This is a genomic window from Methanothrix thermoacetophila PT, from assembly GCF_000014945.1.
Lineage (GTDB): Archaea > Halobacteriota > Methanosarcinia > Methanotrichales > Methanotrichaceae > Methanothrix_B > Methanothrix_B thermoacetophila.
Map to the genome: position 1 here is coordinate 1,073,154 of NC_008553.1, position 18,253 is coordinate 1,091,406.

Here is an 18,253-nt window from a genome sequence, read left to right on the forward strand (position 1 = left end):
ATGTTGGATGGAGCGCTCGGGTTGCAGCCGACACGATTCATGGAATCATCACGGAGAGCAGCATGTGGCCACAACGGATGAATGTATCAGAACGTATCTCTCATCCGCCGGAGCATCTCCTGTATAACCCCAGACATCGCAGCTCTCCGTCTTGCCTCGCTGATGAGCATCCTCGAGACGCGCTGCTTCGTGTAGCGATCCTCCTCCCATTCCAGGTCGCTGTAGCCGACATCCATCAGCATCAGCCCCTCCGGCGGTGCTGTGGGCGCGCCGTGTGGGGTCGATGGATCGAGAAGCTCCAGGATCCAGTCCACGGGTTTTTCGCCAATGCCTATAAGCTCGAGGGCCCCGACGATGCGTCGGACCATGTTCCAGATAAACCCCTCAGCTCTCACATCAAATACGACAATCCCACAATGCGCATTCACATCGATGGAGATGATCCTGCGAACAGTGTCCACCTTTGACATGGAGAAGTTCCGAAAGTCATGGGTGCCGACGAGATGCCCTGCAGCCTCTCTCACAGCGCTCAGATCGATATCAGGAGAGAAGAGGAAATACCTGTACTCCCTCCATAATGCGCTCCACCTGGCGCTGAACCCGACCGGCGCGACAGCCCTGGCCCATGCCCATACATCTGATGGCAGTAAACTATTTATCACTCTGGGGAATGCGAGATACGCTCTATCCTCTTCAATCCAGAAATCGATAACCTGGCCGAGCGCGCTTACGCCTCTGTCCGTTCTTCCCGCATAGCAGAAGTCCCCGTTTGCGACCCCGATTCTCAGAAGGGCATCTCTCATGACAGACTCCACTGTGCGAAGCCCCGGCTGCCTCTGAAATCCGTAGTACCTATCTCCGAGATATGCGATCTTCAGTGCAATCTTCATCGCATCAGAAATAAAATGCGGACTTCGCAGGGGACGTCGCGGCCCCCTGCACCGCTCAGATCTTCTCTTCTGAAGTGGGTTTTGCGAATCTCAACCGCTATCAGATCTCCCTCGGATCTGTGATCTCTCCTGTTATGGCGCTCGCCCCTGCGACTGCCGGAGAGCAGAGATAAACCTCGCCCTTCGGGCTGCCCTGCCTTCCGACGAAATTTCTGTTCGATGTTGACAGGGAGACCTCTCCAGGCCCGATCAGCCCAAAGCTTCCACCCATGCACGGGCCGCAGCAGGGAGACTCGACGATCGCGCCCGCCTCCATGAACTTCTCGATGAGTCCTGCCCTGAGTGCCCTCATGTATTCCTTCCTGCTCGCAGGGATTACTATCATCCTGACTCCCCGTGCGACCGGCTCATCACCCATCACCTCTGCGGCGAGCTTCAGATCCTCAAATCGTCCGTTCGTGCATGACCCGAGGAAGATCTGGTCAATCTTCACATGAGGGAGCCTGCTGACAGGCACCACATTATCAACACGATGTGGCATGGCCACCTGTGGTTCGAGATCGTTCACATCCCAGTGTTTTTCTTCGAAGATTGCGTCCTCATCGCCCCTGATCGGCTCCTCTGTGAGCCACTCCTTTAGGTATGTCATGGTCACCCTGTCAGGCTCCACGAGCCCTGCCTTCGCGCCCATCTCTATCGACATGTTGGTCATGGTCATTCTCTCTGCGATGCTCATCCTCTCGACCGCAGATCCGGCGAACTCGCATGCGAGGTAGTTCGCACCATCTGCGCCGATGTCGCCGATGATCCTGAGAATCACATCCTTTGATGTGACTCTCCTACGTAGGCGCCCGTCTATCACAAGCCTGAGGGTCTGAGGAACCATAAACCAGAGCTTTCCTGTGGCGAAGACGCTGGCCATATCTGTTGAGCCAATGCCGGTAGCGAATGCACCCAGCGCGCCGTAGGTGCATGTGTGAGAATCAGTGCCGACAATGAGCTGTCCTGGAAGCACATGGCCGTTCTCCGGCATGACCTGATGACATATTCCGCTAAACACATCGTAGTTTATGATGCCCTGCTCTTTTGCAAATGCCCTCAGCATCTGATGGTTCTCAGCTGCCTTTATGCTGTCTGCAGGCACCTGATGATCGAAGAGGATCACGATCCTGGAGGGATTCCAGACCCTGGCCCCTTTGCCTGCAATCTCATAGAAGCCCCTGACAGCAAGGGGTCCGGTTATGTCATGTATCATCGCGCAATCTATCGAGGCCATGACGAACTCGCCAGCCCTGGCCTCCTTGTTCGCGGCCCTTGAGAATATCTTCTCGGAGAGGGTTTGACCAGCCATGCTCAGGCCCATCACGCCCATGATAGATAAATCTTGACCCTGAAGCCGCTTTGAGGTAGTTCATTCAAGTGGTGCCGATGGGACCGGACCTATCTGAATAAGGATTACGTGTTTCTGACATGCAGAAGCAGTAAGGTCCAAATTTCTGGCCTCGGCTCTTATCCGGACAGGTCCATGGGACATGTGGAATAAGGTAAAAGCCGGAATTGGTTATAAATTCACTGAAATACGCCCTCTATCATTCACATACACGGGATACCTTGCATCATGGGCGTGTTCTCCCAGAACCTCATGAACTGCACCTACTCTTCCGAGATAAGCCTCTCGTAGCAGCGCTGGGCTTCATCAAGTATCTTAGCTTCACCCTCGATCACGCCATCCCTCATGAGCACCCTTCCGTTGCATATCGTGTAGCTCGCCTCTCCCGACATGCTGTAGACCAGATGTGAGATCATCGATGTCACAGGTATGAACCATGGTCTTCTCATGTTGATCAGGGCGAGATCCGCGAGGGCCCCTCTCCTTATACCCATATCAAGGGAGAATGCCTTGTATGCATTCTCTGTGGCCATCCGCCAGACAGCATCAGCCGGAAGTATCGCTGAACGCCCGACAGAGCACTTCTGGACCACGGCTGCAACCTTCATCTCCTCGAAGATGTCCAGGTTGTTGTTGCTCGAAGCTCCATCCGTTCCAAGACAGACGTTCACCCCATGCTCGATGAGGGTCGCGACCGGAGCGATGCCTGATGCGAGCTTGAGATTGCTTATCGGGCAGTGGGCGACGTTCACATGCCTCTCCGCAAGGATCCTGATGTCCCTCGGCGTCAGCCACACGCAGTGCGCTGCCACCACTCTCTCGCTGAGAAACCCAAGGTTTTCAAGATACTCCACAGGGCTCATGTGCCGCTGGTTCACAAATGTATCGACCTCATCCCTGGTCTCTGAGAGGTGGATGTGGATCTTGACATCATACCTCTCCGCGATATCCTTTGCCCTGAGAAGCGTCTCCTCTGAACACGTGTAGACAGCATGCGGGCCCACAGCCGGCTTTATGAGATCGTCATCTCTCCATTTTTTTATGAATGGCTCGACATCATTGATGAACTCCGGCCGCATATCGAATAGCACGCCTGAGAGCACACCCCTGATCCCCATCTCCCTGGTGGCAGCAGCAGTCTCATCCATGAAGTAGTACATGTCATTGTAGCACGTCACGCCGAATCTTATCAGCTCCAGGCAGCCCAGCTTCACTCCAGCACGAACATCAGATGGCTTCAACCTCGCCTCCAGCGGCCATATCTTCTCCTGAAGCCAGGGAATGAGCTCCATATCATCTGCGTATCCCCTGAGAAGCGTCATGGCCAGGTGTGTGTGGCTGTTCACAAGACCCGGAACTGCGAGCATGTTTCTTGCATCTATGATCTCATCATCATTCGGCCTCAAATCTCTTCCAACCTCAGAGATGCGGTTCCCCTCGATGAGAATGTCGATGTTCTTCAGCAGAGACCCGTTTCTAATGATGGATGCACTGCGAATTAGCATGGACGGATGTATAAGCGGTAGATATTAATACCCTCTTGCCCGGAAAAATGTGATGGGCTGAGGTAGCCAAGTGGCCTACGGCGCTGGTCTTGAGGTTCCGTAAGGAACAGGCTAACCAGTGGTGCATCGCACCGCGTGAGTTCGAATCTCACCCTCAGCGTATACAAATTTCTCCGACAAAAGATGGTGTTATGCCCTCTGAAAATCCAACCGATAACTGCATCGCATCCGATCTCATCTCGACTGCCGTGAGAATCCTCCGGCTCGGCCCGATATGCGACAGCTGTTTTGGCAGGCAGTTCGCCATGCTTGGGACAGGCATGACAAACAGCGAGCGCGGGCGATCGATAAAAACGCTCATGGTCATGAGTGCAGATCTCCAAGCTTCTGATGAGTCCAGGGAGATGCTGCGCGCACTCGCACCGTCCTGCAGGCAGGCCAGGCTCAGGCTGGGGGTCGAGGGCGACGATGAGAACTGCTGGGTGTGTCTTGGTCAGATGTATCCGGAGCGCCTGGAGGAGCTCGCAGACAGGGCTGTGGATGAGCTTAAAGGAATAGAGTGCAGCAGGTTTCTGGTCGGCACATTCATGAGCGGTCTTCTTGCTGAGAATGAGGAGCTCCTGCTCGCGGATGGTTGCTCCAGGCATGCAGAGCCCATGAAGTCAGAGATCAACCGCGAAGTGGGGAAGCTCATAGCATTGAAGAGCGGGAAGCAACCAGATCTCAACAATCCTGAGGTTGTTGTGCATCTTCATCTCTCAGACGGGCACGTCGAAATACAGATCCAGCCGCTTTACATCTACGGGAGGTACAGGAAGCTTCAGCGCGGATTTCCGCAGACGAGATGGCCGTGTAGGGTCTGTGGCGGAAGGGGCTGCGAGAGATGCGGCAACACAGGGCGAATGTACCAGGAGTCTGTGGATGAGCTCATAAGGGGCCCGATCGTGGAGGCGGCGGACGCTGAGGACACGGTTTTCCATGGCGCTGGGAGAGAGGACATAGATGCCAGGATGCTTGGCAGCGGCCGGCCCTTTGTGGTCGAGGTCGTGCGTCCACGCAGAAGAGATCTTGATCTGAACGCGCTGAGGGACGAGATAAACAGACGTTGCAGTGGCAAGGTAGAGGTCAGCGATCTCATTTTCGTTGACAAATCCATGGTCGAGATGGTGAAGAATGAGAGGTTCGAGAAGACCTACGAGGCTCTAATCGAGTTCTCCGTACCAGTGGAGGAAGAAAAGCTTAAATCCGCCCTGTCCAGATTGATAGGTTTTGTAGAACAGCGTACGCCAACTCGCGTCTCTCACAGAAGGGCGGATAAGGTCCGCAGGAGGGCGGTGCATAGCGCCGAGCTGGAGGAGTTCAGCGGCAGAACGGCAAGGATAACCGTCCGCTGCGATAGCGGGCTCTACGTTAAAGAGCTGATATCAGGGGATGCTGGCAGGACCAGGCCCAGCCTTGCGGAGCTTCTAGAATCAGACGCCAGGGTCGTGGAGCTGGATGTAATAGATGTAGGTGGAGTGCCTAATGCCAAAATCACACGGATTTCGTAAGAACACCAGGGATAAGCTCAAGAAGAGCGTCAGGGAGAGGGGAATCTCTCCTGTAGTCAGGGCGATACAGGATTTCGCCGTTGGTGAGAAGGTTCACATAATAATCGATCCCAGCATTCATAAAGGGATGCCACACCCGAAGTTTCATGGCAGGACCGGAACTGTGGTGGGCAGGAGAGGAAGAGCTTACGTGCTGGAGGTCCCGGATCAGAGCGCAAAGAAGCTCGTTATAGCCTTACCCGAGCACCTGGTTGCTCAGAAGTAGAAGATGATAGTCAAGAACGTTCTGAAAGATGAACTGCTCACGATAGCAGAGGTGAATGCGCTTCTCAAAGAGATCCGGGAGAGAAGGTCGGGCGAGGCCGAGGAGCTCGGATATGAGCTCAGGCGGGCCATGCGCCATGCAGAGCTCTTCTCCCACAGCACGCCTGAGGAGAGCAGGCAGCTTGTGGAAGCTCTCCTGGCTCTTGAGAAGGTTACCCCCGAGATAGCTGTGAAGATAGCGGACCTCAGGCCCATGACCAGGGACGAGCTCAGGGCAATCTATGCGAAGGAGAAGTTCTCGCTGACAGAGGAAGAGCTGGACGCGATTCTGGATATAGTGCGCAGGGGGTAAGTCTCTCTTGCCCGATAGCAGGCCTCCAAGGAGGGAAACAGTAGCCCGGATACTTGACTATCTCCCCTACGGGCACGTTTCGGAGGCCATAACAAGCTACCAGAAGCGTCCGCTTGTTCAGGCAGTGGGCGAGGGAAACTTCGTTCTGATGGAGATGACCCCAAAGGAGGGGGTGGTTCCGACTGTCGGGCAGCGGGTGAACCTGACAGCACGCGATGTGATCGAGCGCGTGAACAGGAGGATCACCTACGGCGATCTCACAAACAGCGCCAAGCTCGAGCTCGGGTATGAGATACAGAAGATAGTGCTCGATAACGAGGACAGGTTCATCAGGTACTTCAACGAGGCTGGACCGATAACAACAAGAATGCACGGTCTCGAGTTACTCCCGGGTATAGGGAAGAAGCTGATGTGGGCCATACTCAATGAGAGGAAAAAGGGCCCTTTCAGGAGCTTTAAAGATCTCTCTGAGAGGGTGAAGGGTCTGCACAACCCTGAAAAGCTCATCGCGAAGCGCATCGAGGAGGAGCTCATGGACGACCGGATCAAGTACAGGGTGTTCACAGCAGAGCCGAAGGAGCCGAGGCCTGCCGAAACCCGCAGAAGGCCATGAACACAGGGTGCAGAGACCGGTTCCGGGGGAGCTGGTCATCCCTTAAATGAGTAGGGTCTCCTTGGTGTTTCACATGAAATCCGGGCAGCATTTTCTAACGGACAGAGGGATCGCGGAGAGGATAGCCGGCTACGCTGAGATCTCTCCCTCGGATAGAATACTGGAGATCGGCCCCGGGAAGGGGAGTCTGACGGAGTTTTTGGCCGCCAGGGCGGGCAGGGTTTACGCTATAGAGGCGGATCCTGAGCTCGCCCGCTATGTGGAGGAAAGCTTCCCAAACGTCGAGGTGATCCAGGGTGATGCGCTCCGTGTAGATCTGCCGGAGTACAACAAGGTCGTATCAAATCTCCCCTACCACATCTCGACAAAGATAACGCTGAGGCTGCTCAGGAACCCCTTCGATCTCATGGTGCTGATGTACCAGAGAGAGTTTGTGGAGAGGATGCTCGCCTCTCCCGGCAGCAGGGAGTATGGACGGCTGAGCGTGAATGTCTCATACTACGCTGATGTCGAGGTTCTTGAAACCGTGCCGAGATCCGCGTTCAGGCCGATGCCGCATGTCAGCTCATCTGTTGTCAGACTCCGGCCGAGGAGAGACAGGGAGTTGGTCGACGAATTGATCTTCTCATCGATAAGCAGGGATCTCTTCACCAAGAGGAGAAAGAAGGTCAAAAACGCGCTGGCGTCGATAGGCGTTGCTGATGATGTGATGCTCGATCTCGACCCCTCAATACTCGATGCGAGGCCGGAGGATCTTGGGGTCGATGAGTTCGTTCAGATCGCCAGGGTGGTCTCGGAGCATCGGTCGAGAGACTCGCTGTGATGAGCTCATCAGGAGCGCTATCTCGCAAGGAGTGTCGAGGCGGGTGAGTGCTGACGTTTGCGTGACATCGTGAAAAAAGAACGTGCGCGATTTTCAAGCTCGATCACCACAGCGCATATCCGAAGTATCTCGCCGCGAAGAGCACTCCGAGTGTTATAACAAGAATCCCGAAGATCTTGGTAATGTAGCTGCCCGCCGATATGTATCTGTCGGCTATTCTTGCAGCTGCAGACCTTGAGAGTGCTGCCATCGGTATCACCGGCACACCATGTCCGAGACCGAAGACGAACAGCATGATCCCGCCGCCCAGGGGCGAGATGTCCTGTGAGATGAGCCAGATTATCACAGGAAACACGAGCGATATCGCGCATGGAGCCCAGCCCAGAGAGAAGAACGCGCCGAGGAAGAACGCGCCCAGGGTCGAAGAGCGCTCGAATATTTTTAGCGATACGTTGATCAGGCGCTCTAGATAGCTCTTTTCAGATCTCCGGAAGCTGAAGATCGGGCCCACAAACTCGCTCAGGGGGATGATGCTGTTCACACCCAGCACAACCAGCAGCAATCCGGCGGCGAGATCGAAGAGCCTGGAGCTGCGCATGAATATGCCGAGCTGGGATACGAAGAGCCCGATGACAAAAAACACCGCTGCCATGCCGATTGTGAATGCGATCCCGATCGCCAGCCCCTCTCTGTAACCATCTGCAGTGTCACGCCTCCTTCTGGAGATGATGTATGAGAAGAGCGCCGCGAGGAGCGCCACAGAGCATGGCGAGAGCGATGTCATCATCCCGAGCGCGAACATGCCAATGGCAGAGGTCCCGGCGCGTGAGGACGAGAGCCAGCCTGAGCTCCTTTCATCGGCGCTCCTCAGATCTGCATATAGTTTATCAGAGCTCTGGATGCCATCTATCAGCCCCCTGCCTATCTGGTAAACGCGATAGACCTTGACCACATCTCCATCTGAATTTAATACTATTATCGTCGGGTTTGAGAAGCCCGTGCCCGAGGACCAGTAGTCCATGTACCGTCCTGCAGCAGGATACGGCTGGAAGTCTTCCACCCAGGGCCATGTCACGTTAACCCCCCACCACGAGAGGGCCAGAGAGCTGCCGTTCTCTGAGTATGGATTCTTCCGTATGTTTATCGAGAAGATCTCCACATCAGGATGCTCTGCCGCGAGCCTTGCTATCTCAGCTGTCTGTGTGGAGAGGACCTCCTCACATTCCCTGCATATCGGGCTCTCTATGTTTGTGATGTACAGAAGAGAAGGTCCCTGGGTGCTCTCCACGGCAGCCTCTGCAGCAAATGAAGAGCAGACCAGCAGGATTGCCAAAAAATGAACCGAGCGCATCAAGCTCCAGCCCAGCCATCTCTGTTTTCATTGTACAGATCAATCGCGTCGTCCAGGTAAGACCTGATCCAGTCTTCCCCAGTGATGTCCTCAGAGCTGTGCCATCCAACCCTCACATCACCGTTGTCGTTCACGAGGGTGACCACCACAGTGAGTGGCACGAGTGCCTTCCCGCCGTCCGGATCATAAACCAGGACATCAGCAGCACGCGCATCGGAATCCCCGGAGAGATCGAAGAACGTCACGTCTCCGGCGTAATCCTGCATCACGCTATCAACAGCCTCCTTCTGTGGCGCACAGTAATCGCAGTTCAGGTGCACGAAAATCAGAACCGGTTTATCCTTTAGAGCATTCAGAACCCACTCTGGATGATTCACAGAGCCACCTGCATTGGTATTATCCTCCGGATACGATACCCACCAGTCGTCTTTTCCAGCGCCAACAGAGTGCTCTGCCCCCATCGCTGAGAGCGAGAGCACCAGCAGAACCACTATCAAGCTATATGGCTTCAACATACGACCCCCAGTGCGGCCTCTCCGCATCAGCAGTGCTTTCATTAGTCTACATAAATCAATTTCGGTTCAACATGCGTGGATATGAGGGGGTATGTTCGAATGAGGATTGAGCACCTCCGCCATCCGAAAGCAGCGAGCCACAGATTTCTTAAACACAGATTTCTTAAATCATCTCTTGTTTGGACCAGGTCTCATCCAAAAGCAGTAATACTCAAATTTCCGGCTTAAGCTCTCAGCTCTCATTTGAACATCTCTATGAGGTGGACCGCAAAGTATCTATTCGCGGAGATCGAGAAGATGCTGTGGATTGCATGTCACTCTCACGGAATCCGAAAGGGGAAGCTGGCATGAGGCATTTCCCAGTCCTGGTTTATGTGCTCGTCTTAGTCCTGATATGCCTCAGTGTGGGCCCCGCATCCGGTGGAGGCAACCGCACCCTGACCCAGCACTCGTATCTGTTTGTCAACGGCTATATGGACGAGACAAAGATATACGAGACTGACTACGGGTTCAAGGGGCAGAAGCTTGTTGTCGGTACGCGGGGCAGCGGGACCGTCTCCAGAAGACAAACAATCGACTTCTGGAGCAGCAATACATCAGATGAGAGCGAGATGTATTTCAACGAATGGGGTTACTTTGAATACCATCCGTATTCAGAGGGTCCGTCTGAGAGCGATCTGAAGAACGCGCTCTGCGCGAAGAACTACGATGTCGGTAGCGTGGTCTCAGAGAGCTACTCATCCATAAAAGATCTGGTCAAGGACACCACCATATATCAGAGCGAGAACGTCTCGCTCTACCAGATCAACTCATATCTCCATGGCACTGCCAGGATAGGGGCGCGGTTTGTCAACAAAACAGACAAAACAACCAACATGCTCATGGGTGGCCTCTACATAGGCGAGGTCAATATACGTGAGGAGATAGAGGTTGGCGAGAATCCACCGCTGACGCTACCATGCGCCTGAGCGGGATTCCGACGCAGTCTGCAGTCCAGTTGTGGCCCCGATCAGGTGAGCTGCCTTTCAGGTATTCGCATTCACAGATACGGCACATAATGCATGCTTTTGATCTCGCAGATGTGAGCTTCGAGGTACACCGGGAAGAGATGATTGTCGTATACAGCAGGGGCTTTGAGAAGCGGTATCCCACAAATCCTGTTGAGAATCCTGACAGAGTCAGGCTTACAGCCCAGGAGCTCTCTGGCTACGAGTTTTTCGAGCCAGCTCCAGCGAGCCAGGAGGAGATCGCATCGGTCCATACCTCAGGGCATATTGAGCGCGTCAGAATGCGAGGGCTCTACGGGGCTGCAGCCCTTGCAGCTGGTGGCGCTGTTGCAGCCGCGAGGATCGCACTGAGAGAGCCGGCCTTCGGGCTGATCCGCCCGCCAGGACATCATGCATCCTCTGATCACTCATGGGGCATGTGCTTCTTCAACAACATCGCTGTGGCTGTGAAGGCCATCAGGCCTCATGTCCGAAGGGTCCTTATCCTGGACATCGACCTGCATTTCGGAGACGGCACTGTGAGCATATTTCGATGGGATCCGGATGTGAGCGTTGTCAACATCGGCGCCATCGACATTAACTTCGATTACATAAATCTCGATAGCATCGGATATATCGAGCAGGTGAAAAACGCGCTCGAATTCCACGAGTACGATATCATAGGCGTGTCAGCGGGCTTTGACACATATCGTCTGGACTGGGGCGGTATGCTCGATATAGACGACTACAGGAAGATCGGTTCCCTGATAAGAGATGCATCTGAGGAGAGATGCGGCGGGCGCAGGTTCGCTGTTCTCGAAGGCGGGTATCATCAGGATCTGAGATACTGCATCAGGAGTTTCGTTTCCGGATTCGAATGATCCGAATGCAGGGCGAGCTGGCAGCATGCATATGAGATCGCCTCCAAACCTCGTCTTCAAAATACATGCACACCGCAGCAGACTTGACAGAGTTTATATCAGAGGGATTTGCAGGAAGCCTCTCACATCCCTCCGATCAGCCTGAGGGGCACGAGGTTTTTCATCAGATGGTGCATACAAGAGTTCATGATGCCTGCATTTATTATCGCAGGAACCCACAGCGGGGTAGGCAAAACCACTGTCACTCTGGGACTGATGGCAGCTTTGAGAAGAAGAGGAATGACAGTACAGCCCTTCAAGGTAGGGCCTGATTTCATAGACCCGACACACCACACTGCAATATGCGGCCGGCACTCTCGCAACCTGGATACGTTCATGATGGGTGAAGATGGAGTGAGACGGTCGTTCCTCTCCGCGATAAGAGGCGCAGACGTCGCGGTGGTTGAGGGGGTGATGGGGCTATACGATGGGATCGGTGGTGGCGAAGAGGCCAGCACCGCGCATGTTGCAAAAGTTCTCTCCATTCCTGTGGTGCTTGTGGTTAACGTGCACGGCATGTCAAGATCTGCAGCTGCCCTGATACACGGCTTCAGGTCATTCGATCCCTCTGTGAATATCATCGGGGTCATACTGAACCAGGTCGGGAGCGAGCGACATTTGGAAGCGCTCAGAGAGTCCATAAATTTCAGGATATTCGGAGCACTTCCGAGGAGGAGGAGCATCTCGCTCCCGAGCAGGCACCTAGGCCTGGCAATGGGCTTCGAGATAGATCATGATGTGAATGCGCTTGCGGATCTCGTTGAGGAGAACGTCCTGCTGGATGAGCTGCTCGAGGCTTGCGCGCTTCCGGTCGATGTGCCAGAGAGGGAGAGCACAGGAAGCGTGGAGAGCTGCGTGCGCATCGCGATCGCCCTCGATGAGGCGTTCTGCTTCTATTACCAGGATAACATCGATCGCCTGAGGAGTACTGGCGCGGAGATAATACCGTTCAGTCCCATTCGGGATGCGCTTCCAGATGTTGATGGCATCTACATAGGTGGTGGATACCCCGAGCTACACGCGACCGCACTTGAAGCTGGAAGGTGCATTCCTCAGATTAGAGAGGCTGCATCTGATGGCATGCCGATCTACGGAGAGTGTGGGGGTCTCATGTATCTTGGGGAGCATCTGGTCGTGGAGGACAGGAGCTATAAGATGACAGGGGTCCTTCCAGCCTCGACTATGATGACCAAACGTCTCCAGGCTCTGGGATACGTCGAGGCTGAAGTCGTGAGAGACAATCCATTCTCCCAAAAGGGCAGTGTGATAAGAGGGCACGAGTTTCACTACTCGAGAATGGAGTGCGACAGGGACGCAAAGTTCGCATACAGGCTCAGGCGCGGTAGGGGAATTGAAAACGGCATGGACGGTTTGATCGAGCACATGACCCTCGGCGGATACCTCCACGCGCACTTCGCCTCATTCCCCCTGGAGAGGTTCATGGAGAGCTGTATCGCATACAAAAGAAGGTGAGCGGACTGTAAAAATCGGCAAGACTGGATCTTTAGGAGAGATGCAACAGATACAGAGGAGCCGATCTCCGCGTCTCTCCTAGCCATTCCCTGCAGCCCGACCAGGCGTAGACACCCTCCCCTCCTGCTTTAAGACTCGCCTACCTGCTCTCTATCACACGTCCATCGACGTGGATCCCGAGATCTCTCCTGCCAGGGGTTTAGATATCATATCCCTCGCCTCATCTAGACTCGAGGCGTTCGCGAGGAGCCACATGAGCTTGACCAAGGCCACCTCAGGGAGCATGTCCTCTGCCTCAATTGCTCCCGCTGCCAGCATGTCCCTGCCCGTATCGTAGACCCTGTCGCAAATCCTCCCGCGGAGGCACTGGGACGCCACAACCACGGGTATGCCATTATCCGTGGCCTTTTTTATGAACGGTATCCAGTCGGTGGCCACATGCCCAAGACCCGTGCCCTCGATGACTATCCCCCTGTAGCCCAATTCTATGAGGTGATTGAATATCTCTGGATCAGCGCCGGGGAAGTACTTTATAAGGGCGCATCTCGGCTCGAGCCTGTCGAAGAGCTGGAGCTCACACTCTCCACGCTTTCTGTAATCCGAGAATATCTCAATCCTTCGTGTGGTGTAATCGACCCTCCCGATCGGCGGATGGTTGATGGACTGGAACGCGTCCCTTCTCGAGGTATGCATCTTGCGGACCCTGGTGCCCCTATGGATCAAACAGTAATCATCGCTGGTGCTTCCGTGCATCACAACACAGACCTCTGCGATATCGCTTACTGCAACAGTCGAAGCGCAGATCGCGTTCATCGCCGCATCGCTGCTCGGCCTGTCCGAGCTCCTCTGCGAGCCGACGAGCACCACTGGCACCGGAGTCCTGAGCATGAATGAAAGAGCCGCTGCCGTATACGTCATCGTGTCCGTTCCGTGGGTTATCACCACGCCCTCCGCACCGTTTTGTATCTCCTCAGCGACAGCTCTTGCGAGCTCGATCCAGTACTCCGCGCGCATGTTCTCGCTGAGGATTGTGTAGAGAACCCTTGCGTGATAGCGCGCGATATCTCCAAGCTCCGGTATCGCTGAGATGATCTCCTCAGCAGAGAACTGGCTCGTCACAGCTCCGGTCCTGTAATCGACCTTGCTGGCTATCGTGCCTCCTGTTGAGATTATTGTGACGAGCGGCAGATCCTCGCGCATCCGGATTTGCTCAGGCTGCTTCTCATGCTTCTGCGCCCTTTCCAGGACCTCTATACTGTCAGGAACGAGCCCGATGTTGTAGCCGTTGCTGAGCTTTATCACGACGTGATCGCTGCGCGAGGGCATCAGTATCCCCTCGTACCTCATACCACCCTTTATTACAGCCACTCTGTCTCCCAGCTCCATGGGCCACACCTCAAAGCGTCTTTGCAAGCTCCAGAGCCTCTCTCAGATTGAGAGTGCCGGTATATATTGCGGTCCCTATCACAGCTCCTGCCGCACCCGCATCGCTGAGAAGCTTTATATCATCAAGAGAGCTGACACCACCTGCTGCGATGACCGGTATGCTAACTGCCTCGACCAGCTCTCTTGTAGGTTCGGGATCGACACCACGCTGCTGACCCTCTGTATCTATGTTAGTGAAGAGTATCGAGCCTGCCCCGAAGCTCTCGAAGACGATGCCAAGCTCGATCGCATCAAACTCCAGCGTCCTCTGCCAGCCCTCTGATGTAACGCGCCCATCTCTCACATCAAGGGCAACCATGATGCGATCTGGTCCGTACTCCTCTGCGAGCTCCTTCACGACTGGAGGATCCCTGAGGGCCATCGTGCCCAGTATGACGCGATCCACGCCTGTATCCAGGACCTCTGCAACATCTGAGCGGCTCCGTATCCCCCCACCGACCTGGACGAAGACCTCCAGCTCTCCGACGATTCTCCTGAGTATCGGCGCGTTCAGCCTGGTGCCCTCTATCGCGCCGTCCAGATCTATTATGTGAAGATGATCAGCGCCCATATCCGCCCATCGGACCGCCTGAACCAGCGGATCGTCCAGGGACACAACCTCGCTGCCAGGCACGCCCTGGACGAGCTGGACGCATCTTCCGCCGCGCAGGTCCACAGCGGGAAATATGTCAAACGTCATAATGGCTGGTGAGTGAAAGCTGCAGTGATATAACACTTGGCCTGAGCCGATAGATAAAGCATTTAGGCCAGCTCGCGTTCAGGAGATGGGTGATAGATTGGAGAAGAGCATCGTGAAGGATATCACGCTCGCGGACGCCGGTGCGCGAAGGATAGAGTGGGCGAGGAGGCACATGCCGGTGCTCCAGCTCATAAAGGAGGAGTTCGAGAGGGAGAGACCTCTTGAGGGCATAAGGATAGTCGCATGCCTGCATGTGACGGTAGAGACCGCCAATCTGATAGAGGCGCTGCGAGCAGGGGGCGCGGAGATCGCTCTCACGGGATCGAACCCGCTGAGCACCCAGGATGATGTCGCAGCTGCTCTTGCATCCCGTGGCATACATGTGTACGCATTCCGCGGCGAGAACGAGAGTGAGTACTATGAGTGCATAGAGCGCGCTCTGGAGCTCCGCCCGAACGTGACGCTCGATGATGGAGCTGACACGATAGCAGTTGTCCACAAGAGCCATCGCGAGCTCATCCCCGAGATACTTGGGGGATGCGAGGAGACCACGACAGGGGTCATGAGGCTCAGGGCCATGGCAGATGACGGCGCTCTGGCATATCCTGTGATAGCTGTGAACGATGCCGAGACGAAGATGATGTTCGACAACAGATATGGTACAGGGCAGTCGACGTTGCACGGGATAATGAACGCGACGAACTTCCTCTTCGCCGGAAAGACCGTGGTTGTCGCAGGCTATGGCTGGTGTGGCCGCGGGTTCGCGATGCGTGCCAAGGGATTGGGAGCAAACGTGATCGTCGTGGAGACCGAGCCGAGGAAGGCACTTGAGGCTGCGATGGACGGCTACAGGGTGATGTCGATGCGATCCGCAGCGCCGCTTGGTGACCTCTTCGTGACGCTCACAGGCGATATAAATGTGATAAGAAATGAGCACTTCGAGCTGATGAAAGATCAGGTGATACTTGCGAACAGCGGGCATTTCAACGTGGAGATCGACATCCCCGGACTGGAGAGCATGGCCGTCTCCACTGACGAGATTCAGCCAAACGTTAAGGAGTACGTCATGCCTGACGGACGCAGGATATACCTGCTCGCTGAGGGGAGACTGATCAACCTGGCAGCTGCATACGGCCATCCTCCCGAGGTAATGGACATGTCTTTCGCAAATCAGGCGCTTTCAGTGAGATACATAGTCGAGAACGGAAGGAGGCTTGAGCGGAAGGTGTATCCGGTACCTGTGGAGATAGACAGGAGGGTGGCAGAGCTCAAGCTGAAGGCGATGGGGATAGAGATCGAGAGGCTGACTCCAGAGCAGGACAGGTACCTGCACAGCTGGCAGATGGGGACGTGAACATGGACATAAGCAGGGATAGCATTGAGAGATACCTGAAGAGCATATTCGGGGATGGTGCCAGGTTCACATCCATAAGAAAGATGGGTGAGACCATCCCGACCACAGGGGACGTGAAGGGCTTTGGTTACGGCAGCCCGCTGCTGATCGAGTATTTTCTCGATGGCAGGAAGGAGTATCTTGTTCTCTCGACCATGCGGGTGCAGCACGGCTTTGGGCACGATCATTTCTCAGACAGGGCGCAGGTCATGCTCTGGCAGCACTCGACGTTCAACAAGCTTCCAAAGCATGTAAGATCGATAGATGTCGGGTACTTCACACCCTCCGGGGATATGAGATCCTGCGGCGATGCACAGGAGTTCTTCCTTGTGATGGAGAGGATCGAGGGGAGGGAGTACTTCTTCGATCTTGAGCGGGTCAAGGAGAGCGGGGCTACAGAGCTTGACAGAGCGAGAGCTGCTGCGCTCGCGGAGTATCTTGCTGAGATACACAGCGTGAAGCACAGCTGCCCGCCGCTCTACAGGCGCAGGATCAGGGACACGATCGGCCATGGAGAGGGTATCATGGGCATTCTTGACGATTATCCGGATGCGCCTGAGTTCCTCGAGCGCGGCGAGCTCTGCGAGATCGAGAAGCGGTGTGTGGAGTGGCGATGGAAGCTGAGGTCAATGACCCACAGGCTCTGCCAGGTCCACGGCGATTTCCATCCGTGGAACGTGATGTTCAGGGAGGGCAGCGATTTCTCTGTGCTTGACAGGAGCAGGGGTGAGTGGGGCGAGGCCGCGGACGACCTGAGCGCGATGTCGATGAACTACATATTTTATTCCGTCCAGAAGGAGATGAGGCTTGCAGGAGGTCTCAGGGATCTCTTCGAGATCTTCTTCGAGAGGTATCTGGATAGGACAGGCGATGAGGAGGTTCTCGATGTCATAGCTCCGTTCTTCGCGTTCAGAGCTGTTGTCGTGGCCAGTCCCACCTGGTACCCGCTCCTCTCATATGACGTCAGGAGGACGCTCTTCAACTTCCTGGAGAACGTTCTGGATGACGATTCGTTCGATTACAGGAACGTGAACGGGTATCTGAGATAGTTGATGAGAAGCGATCACCTCCCGGGTATGGCAAAGCTCTACGCCTTCGAGCTCTCCGGAGAGCATCCGACGGTACCGAGGAGTGAGGTGCTTTCGCTCCTCAGAATCCATGCTGCATACTTCAGAGAGGTGGCTGAAGTAGATCGCTGTCTGCTTGTGGAGGCGGATGATCTTGACTTGAGAATCCTGGAGCAGAGGCTCGCGATGACCCACAGGATTCTTGAGGTTCTCAAGGTATGCGATGCCAGCCCCGAAAACATTGAGAAGGCACTCCGCTCGCTCGATCTCCCAAGGCTGAGATACAGGATGAGGGCCAGCCGTCTCGGAGAAGGATTCGTCAAAAGCCACGATCTCGAGCGAATGGCTGGAAGGGTGCTCCACTCAATGGGTTACAGAGCAGATCTCGAGAACCCGGAGATGGACATCCGCGCGATCATATCCCGCAGCAAGGTTGTGTTCGGATACGAGGTTGCGAGGCCTGACAGGGGTGGATTTGAGAGGCGCAGGCCGCATCTGAAGCCCTTCTTCTATCCCGGAGTTCTTATGCCGAGGATGGCGAGGGCCCTGGTCAACATCACGATGGTCAGACCTGGAGAGCTGCTGCTCGATCCCTTTTCTGGGACAGGTGGGATTCTGGTCGAGGCCTGCCTAATAGGAGTCAGGGGCGCGGGCGTGGATGTGCAGGAGAAGCTGAACAGGGGTGCCAGGGCGAACCTGGAGGGGCTGGATGCGGATCTGATACTCGGGGATGCGAGATGCCTTCCATTTAAAGACGCTTCTGTGGACGCAATAGTCTCTGATACACCATACGGCAGATCCGCGGTGATAAAAGCGAGATCGAAGGATGAGATCCTCTCCAGAAGCTTCGAGGAGATGTTCAGGGTTCTAAAGGCCGGAAGGCGTGCGGTGATCGTCACAGACAGACCTGCAGAGGAGCTGCTGAGATCGAAGGAGTTTCGAATAGTGGAGCTCCACAGCGACAGGGTCCACAGGAGCCTGACGAGATACATTCACGTGTGCGAGAAGCCCGCTGACTTTTGAAATGCAGGCTACA

At 55.1% G+C, this 18,253-nt stretch carries 18 protein-coding genes and 1 tRNA gene; 12 read left to right on the top strand and 7 right to left on the bottom strand.

The features are described 5' to 3' along the window. Nucleotides 1-86: 86 nt before the first annotated feature. From truA to MTHE_RS05170, 3 genes are all read right to left on the bottom strand, one after another. A complete protein-coding gene (gene truA / locus MTHE_RS05160) occupies nt 87-890 on the bottom strand; it encodes a tRNA pseudouridine(38-40) synthase TruA (RefSeq protein ID WP_011696168.1) in 804 nt (267 codons plus the stop codon). A 100-nt stretch (nt 891-990) separates the two neighbouring features. Then, nucleotides 991-2,241, bottom strand: a complete 1,251-nt coding sequence (locus tag MTHE_RS05165; protein WP_232840822.1) for a 3-isopropylmalate dehydratase large subunit — start codon at nt 2,239-2,241, stop codon at nt 991-993. A gap of 302 nt (nt 2,242-2,543) precedes the next feature. Continuing rightward, nucleotides 2,544-3,785 carry an amidohydrolase gene (locus tag MTHE_RS05170; RefSeq protein ID WP_011696170.1) on the bottom strand — a complete coding sequence of 414 codons (1,242 nt, stop codon included), beginning with the start codon at nt 3,783-3,785 and terminating at the stop codon, nt 2,544-2,546. A 56-nt stretch (nt 3,786-3,841) separates the two neighbouring features. Between MTHE_RS05170 and MTHE_RS05175 the strand changes: the two genes are divergently transcribed. The 6 genes from MTHE_RS05175 to rsmA all read left to right on the top strand — a co-directional run bounded on the left by MTHE_RS05175 (nt 3,842) and on the right by rsmA (nt 7,387). After that, nucleotides 3,842-3,945, top strand: a tRNA-Ser gene (locus MTHE_RS05175). A gap of 31 nt (nt 3,946-3,976) precedes the next feature. Beyond that, complete coding sequence (locus tag MTHE_RS05180; protein WP_011696171.1) at nt 3,977-5,335, top strand: tRNA pseudouridine(54/55) synthase Pus10; 1,359 nt, start codon at nt 3,977-3,979, stop codon at nt 5,333-5,335. Continuing rightward, the gene (locus tag MTHE_RS05185) at nt 5,310-5,600 is read left to right on the top strand and encodes a 50S ribosomal protein L21e (RefSeq protein ID WP_011696172.1); all 291 of its coding nucleotides are present in this window, start codon (nt 5,310-5,312) and stop codon (nt 5,598-5,600) included. The genes MTHE_RS05180 and MTHE_RS05185 overlap by 26 nt, the downstream gene beginning before the upstream one ends. A gap of 3 nt (nt 5,601-5,603) precedes the next feature. Next, on the top strand, nt 5,604-5,951 hold the full coding sequence (locus MTHE_RS05190; protein WP_011696173.1) for an RNA polymerase Rpb4 family protein: 348 nt from the start codon (nt 5,604-5,606) through the stop codon (nt 5,949-5,951). A gap of 7 nt (nt 5,952-5,958) precedes the next feature. Further along, a complete protein-coding gene (locus tag MTHE_RS05195; protein ID WP_011696174.1) occupies nt 5,959-6,564 on the top strand; it encodes a DUF655 domain-containing protein in 606 nt (201 codons plus the stop codon). 73 nt (nt 6,565-6,637) lie between these two features. Then, nucleotides 6,638-7,387, top strand: a complete 750-nt coding sequence (gene rsmA / locus MTHE_RS05200) for a 16S rRNA (adenine(1518)-N(6)/adenine(1519)-N(6))-dimethyltransferase RsmA (RefSeq protein WP_011696175.1) — start codon at nt 6,638-6,640, stop codon at nt 7,385-7,387. Nucleotides 7,388-7,490: 103 nt separating this feature from the next. Here the strand turns inward: rsmA and MTHE_RS05205 are convergent, their stop codons facing one another. Further along, a complete protein-coding gene (locus MTHE_RS05205; protein ID WP_232840823.1) occupies nt 7,491-8,675 on the bottom strand; it encodes a cytochrome c biogenesis CcdA family protein in 1,185 nt (394 codons plus the stop codon). Between the two features lie 62 nt (nt 8,676-8,737). Beyond that, nucleotides 8,738-9,253, bottom strand: a complete 516-nt coding sequence (locus MTHE_RS05210) for a hypothetical protein (RefSeq protein ID WP_011696177.1) — start codon at nt 9,251-9,253, stop codon at nt 8,738-8,740. Between the two features lie 347 nt (nt 9,254-9,600). Between MTHE_RS05210 and MTHE_RS05215 the strand changes: the two genes are divergently transcribed. The 3 genes from MTHE_RS05215 (at nt 9,601) to MTHE_RS05225 (ending at nt 12,632) form a co-directional block, all read left to right on the top strand. Beyond that, on the top strand, nt 9,601-10,221 hold the full coding sequence (locus MTHE_RS05215; RefSeq protein WP_011696178.1) for a hypothetical protein: 621 nt from the start codon (nt 9,601-9,603) through the stop codon (nt 10,219-10,221). A 140-nt stretch (nt 10,222-10,361) separates the two neighbouring features. Beyond that, nucleotides 10,362-11,120: a histone deacetylase family protein gene (locus MTHE_RS05220; protein ID WP_011696179.1), complete on the top strand. Its 759-nt coding sequence runs from the start codon at nt 10,362-10,364 to the stop codon at nt 11,118-11,120. Between the two features lie 186 nt (nt 11,121-11,306). Continuing rightward, on the top strand, nt 11,307-12,632 hold the full coding sequence (locus tag MTHE_RS05225; RefSeq protein WP_175265825.1) for a cobyrinate a,c-diamide synthase: 1,326 nt from the start codon (nt 11,307-11,309) through the stop codon (nt 12,630-12,632). Between the two features lie 153 nt (nt 12,633-12,785). On the opposite strand, the gene gatD is transcribed toward MTHE_RS05225, so the two are convergent. Together gatD and hisA are read right to left on the bottom strand one after the other, a co-directional pair. Next, a complete protein-coding gene (gatD, locus tag MTHE_RS05230) occupies nt 12,786-14,018 on the bottom strand; it encodes a Glu-tRNA(Gln) amidotransferase subunit GatD (RefSeq protein ID WP_011696181.1) in 1,233 nt (410 codons plus the stop codon). Between the two features lie 10 nt (nt 14,019-14,028). Beyond that, on the bottom strand, nt 14,029-14,757 hold the full coding sequence (gene hisA, locus MTHE_RS05235; protein WP_011696182.1) for a 1-(5-phosphoribosyl)-5-[(5-phosphoribosylamino)methylideneamino]imidazole-4-carboxamide isomerase: 729 nt from the start codon (nt 14,755-14,757) through the stop codon (nt 14,029-14,031). 85 nt (nt 14,758-14,842) lie between these two features. Here hisA and MTHE_RS05240 point away from each other — a divergent pair, with 85 nt between their 5' ends. The 3 genes from MTHE_RS05240 to MTHE_RS05250 are packed head-to-tail and all read left to right on the top strand — an operon-like array spanning nt 14,843 to nt 18,240. Next, complete coding sequence (locus MTHE_RS05240; protein WP_175265826.1) at nt 14,843-16,111, top strand: adenosylhomocysteinase; 1,269 nt, start codon at nt 14,843-14,845, stop codon at nt 16,109-16,111. Nucleotides 16,112-16,113: 2 nt separating this feature from the next. Beyond that, complete coding sequence (locus MTHE_RS05245; protein ID WP_011696184.1) at nt 16,114-17,199, top strand: phosphotransferase family protein; 1,086 nt, start codon at nt 16,114-16,116, stop codon at nt 17,197-17,199. A gap of 3 nt (nt 17,200-17,202) precedes the next feature. Next, nucleotides 17,203-18,240, top strand: a complete 1,038-nt coding sequence (locus tag MTHE_RS05250; RefSeq protein WP_232840824.1) for a methyltransferase domain-containing protein — start codon at nt 17,203-17,205, stop codon at nt 18,238-18,240. Nucleotides 18,241-18,253: the final 13 nt, after the last annotated feature.

Bases quoted from the DNA above. Each gene is read 5' to 3' on its own strand.
- MTHE_RS05190 (WP_011696173.1), top strand. From the start codon at position 5,604: ATGATAGTCAAGAACGTTCTGAAAGATGAACTGCTCACGATAGCAGAG.
- MTHE_RS05185 (WP_011696172.1), top strand. From the start codon at position 5,310: ATGCCAAAATCACACGGATTTCGTAAGAACACCAGGGATAAGCTCAAG.
- gatD (WP_011696181.1), bottom strand. From the start codon at position 14,018: ATGGAGCTGGGAGACAGAGTGGCTGTAATAAAGGGTGGTATGAGGTAC.
- hisA (WP_011696182.1), bottom strand. From the start codon at position 14,757: ATGACGTTTGACATATTTCCCGCTGTGGACCTGCGCGGCGGAAGATGC.
- MTHE_RS05210 (WP_011696177.1), bottom strand. From the start codon at position 9,253: ATGTTGAAGCCATATAGCTTGATAGTGGTTCTGCTGGTGCTCTCGCTC.
- MTHE_RS05180 (WP_011696171.1), top strand. From the start codon at position 3,977: ATGCCCTCTGAAAATCCAACCGATAACTGCATCGCATCCGATCTCATC.
- MTHE_RS05170 (WP_011696170.1), bottom strand. From the start codon at position 3,785: ATGCTAATTCGCAGTGCATCCATCATTAGAAACGGGTCTCTGCTGAAG.
- MTHE_RS05215 (WP_011696178.1), top strand. From the start codon at position 9,601: ATGAGGCATTTCCCAGTCCTGGTTTATGTGCTCGTCTTAGTCCTGATA.
- truA (WP_011696168.1), bottom strand. From the start codon at position 890: ATGAAGATTGCACTGAAGATCGCATATCTCGGAGATAGGTACTACGGA.
- MTHE_RS05240 (WP_175265826.1), top strand. From the start codon at position 14,843: ATGGGTGATAGATTGGAGAAGAGCATCGTGAAGGATATCACGCTCGCG.
- rsmA (WP_011696175.1), top strand. From the start codon at position 6,638: ATGAAATCCGGGCAGCATTTTCTAACGGACAGAGGGATCGCGGAGAGG.
- MTHE_RS05225 (WP_175265825.1), top strand. From the start codon at position 11,307: ATGATGCCTGCATTTATTATCGCAGGAACCCACAGCGGGGTAGGCAAA.
- MTHE_RS05220 (WP_011696179.1), top strand. From the start codon at position 10,362: ATGATTGTCGTATACAGCAGGGGCTTTGAGAAGCGGTATCCCACAAAT.
- MTHE_RS05165 (WP_232840822.1), bottom strand. From the start codon at position 2,241: ATGGCTGGTCAAACCCTCTCCGAGAAGATATTCTCAAGGGCCGCGAAC.
- MTHE_RS05250 (WP_232840824.1), top strand. From the start codon at position 17,203: ATGAGAAGCGATCACCTCCCGGGTATGGCAAAGCTCTACGCCTTCGAG.
- MTHE_RS05245 (WP_011696184.1), top strand. From the start codon at position 16,114: ATGGACATAAGCAGGGATAGCATTGAGAGATACCTGAAGAGCATATTC.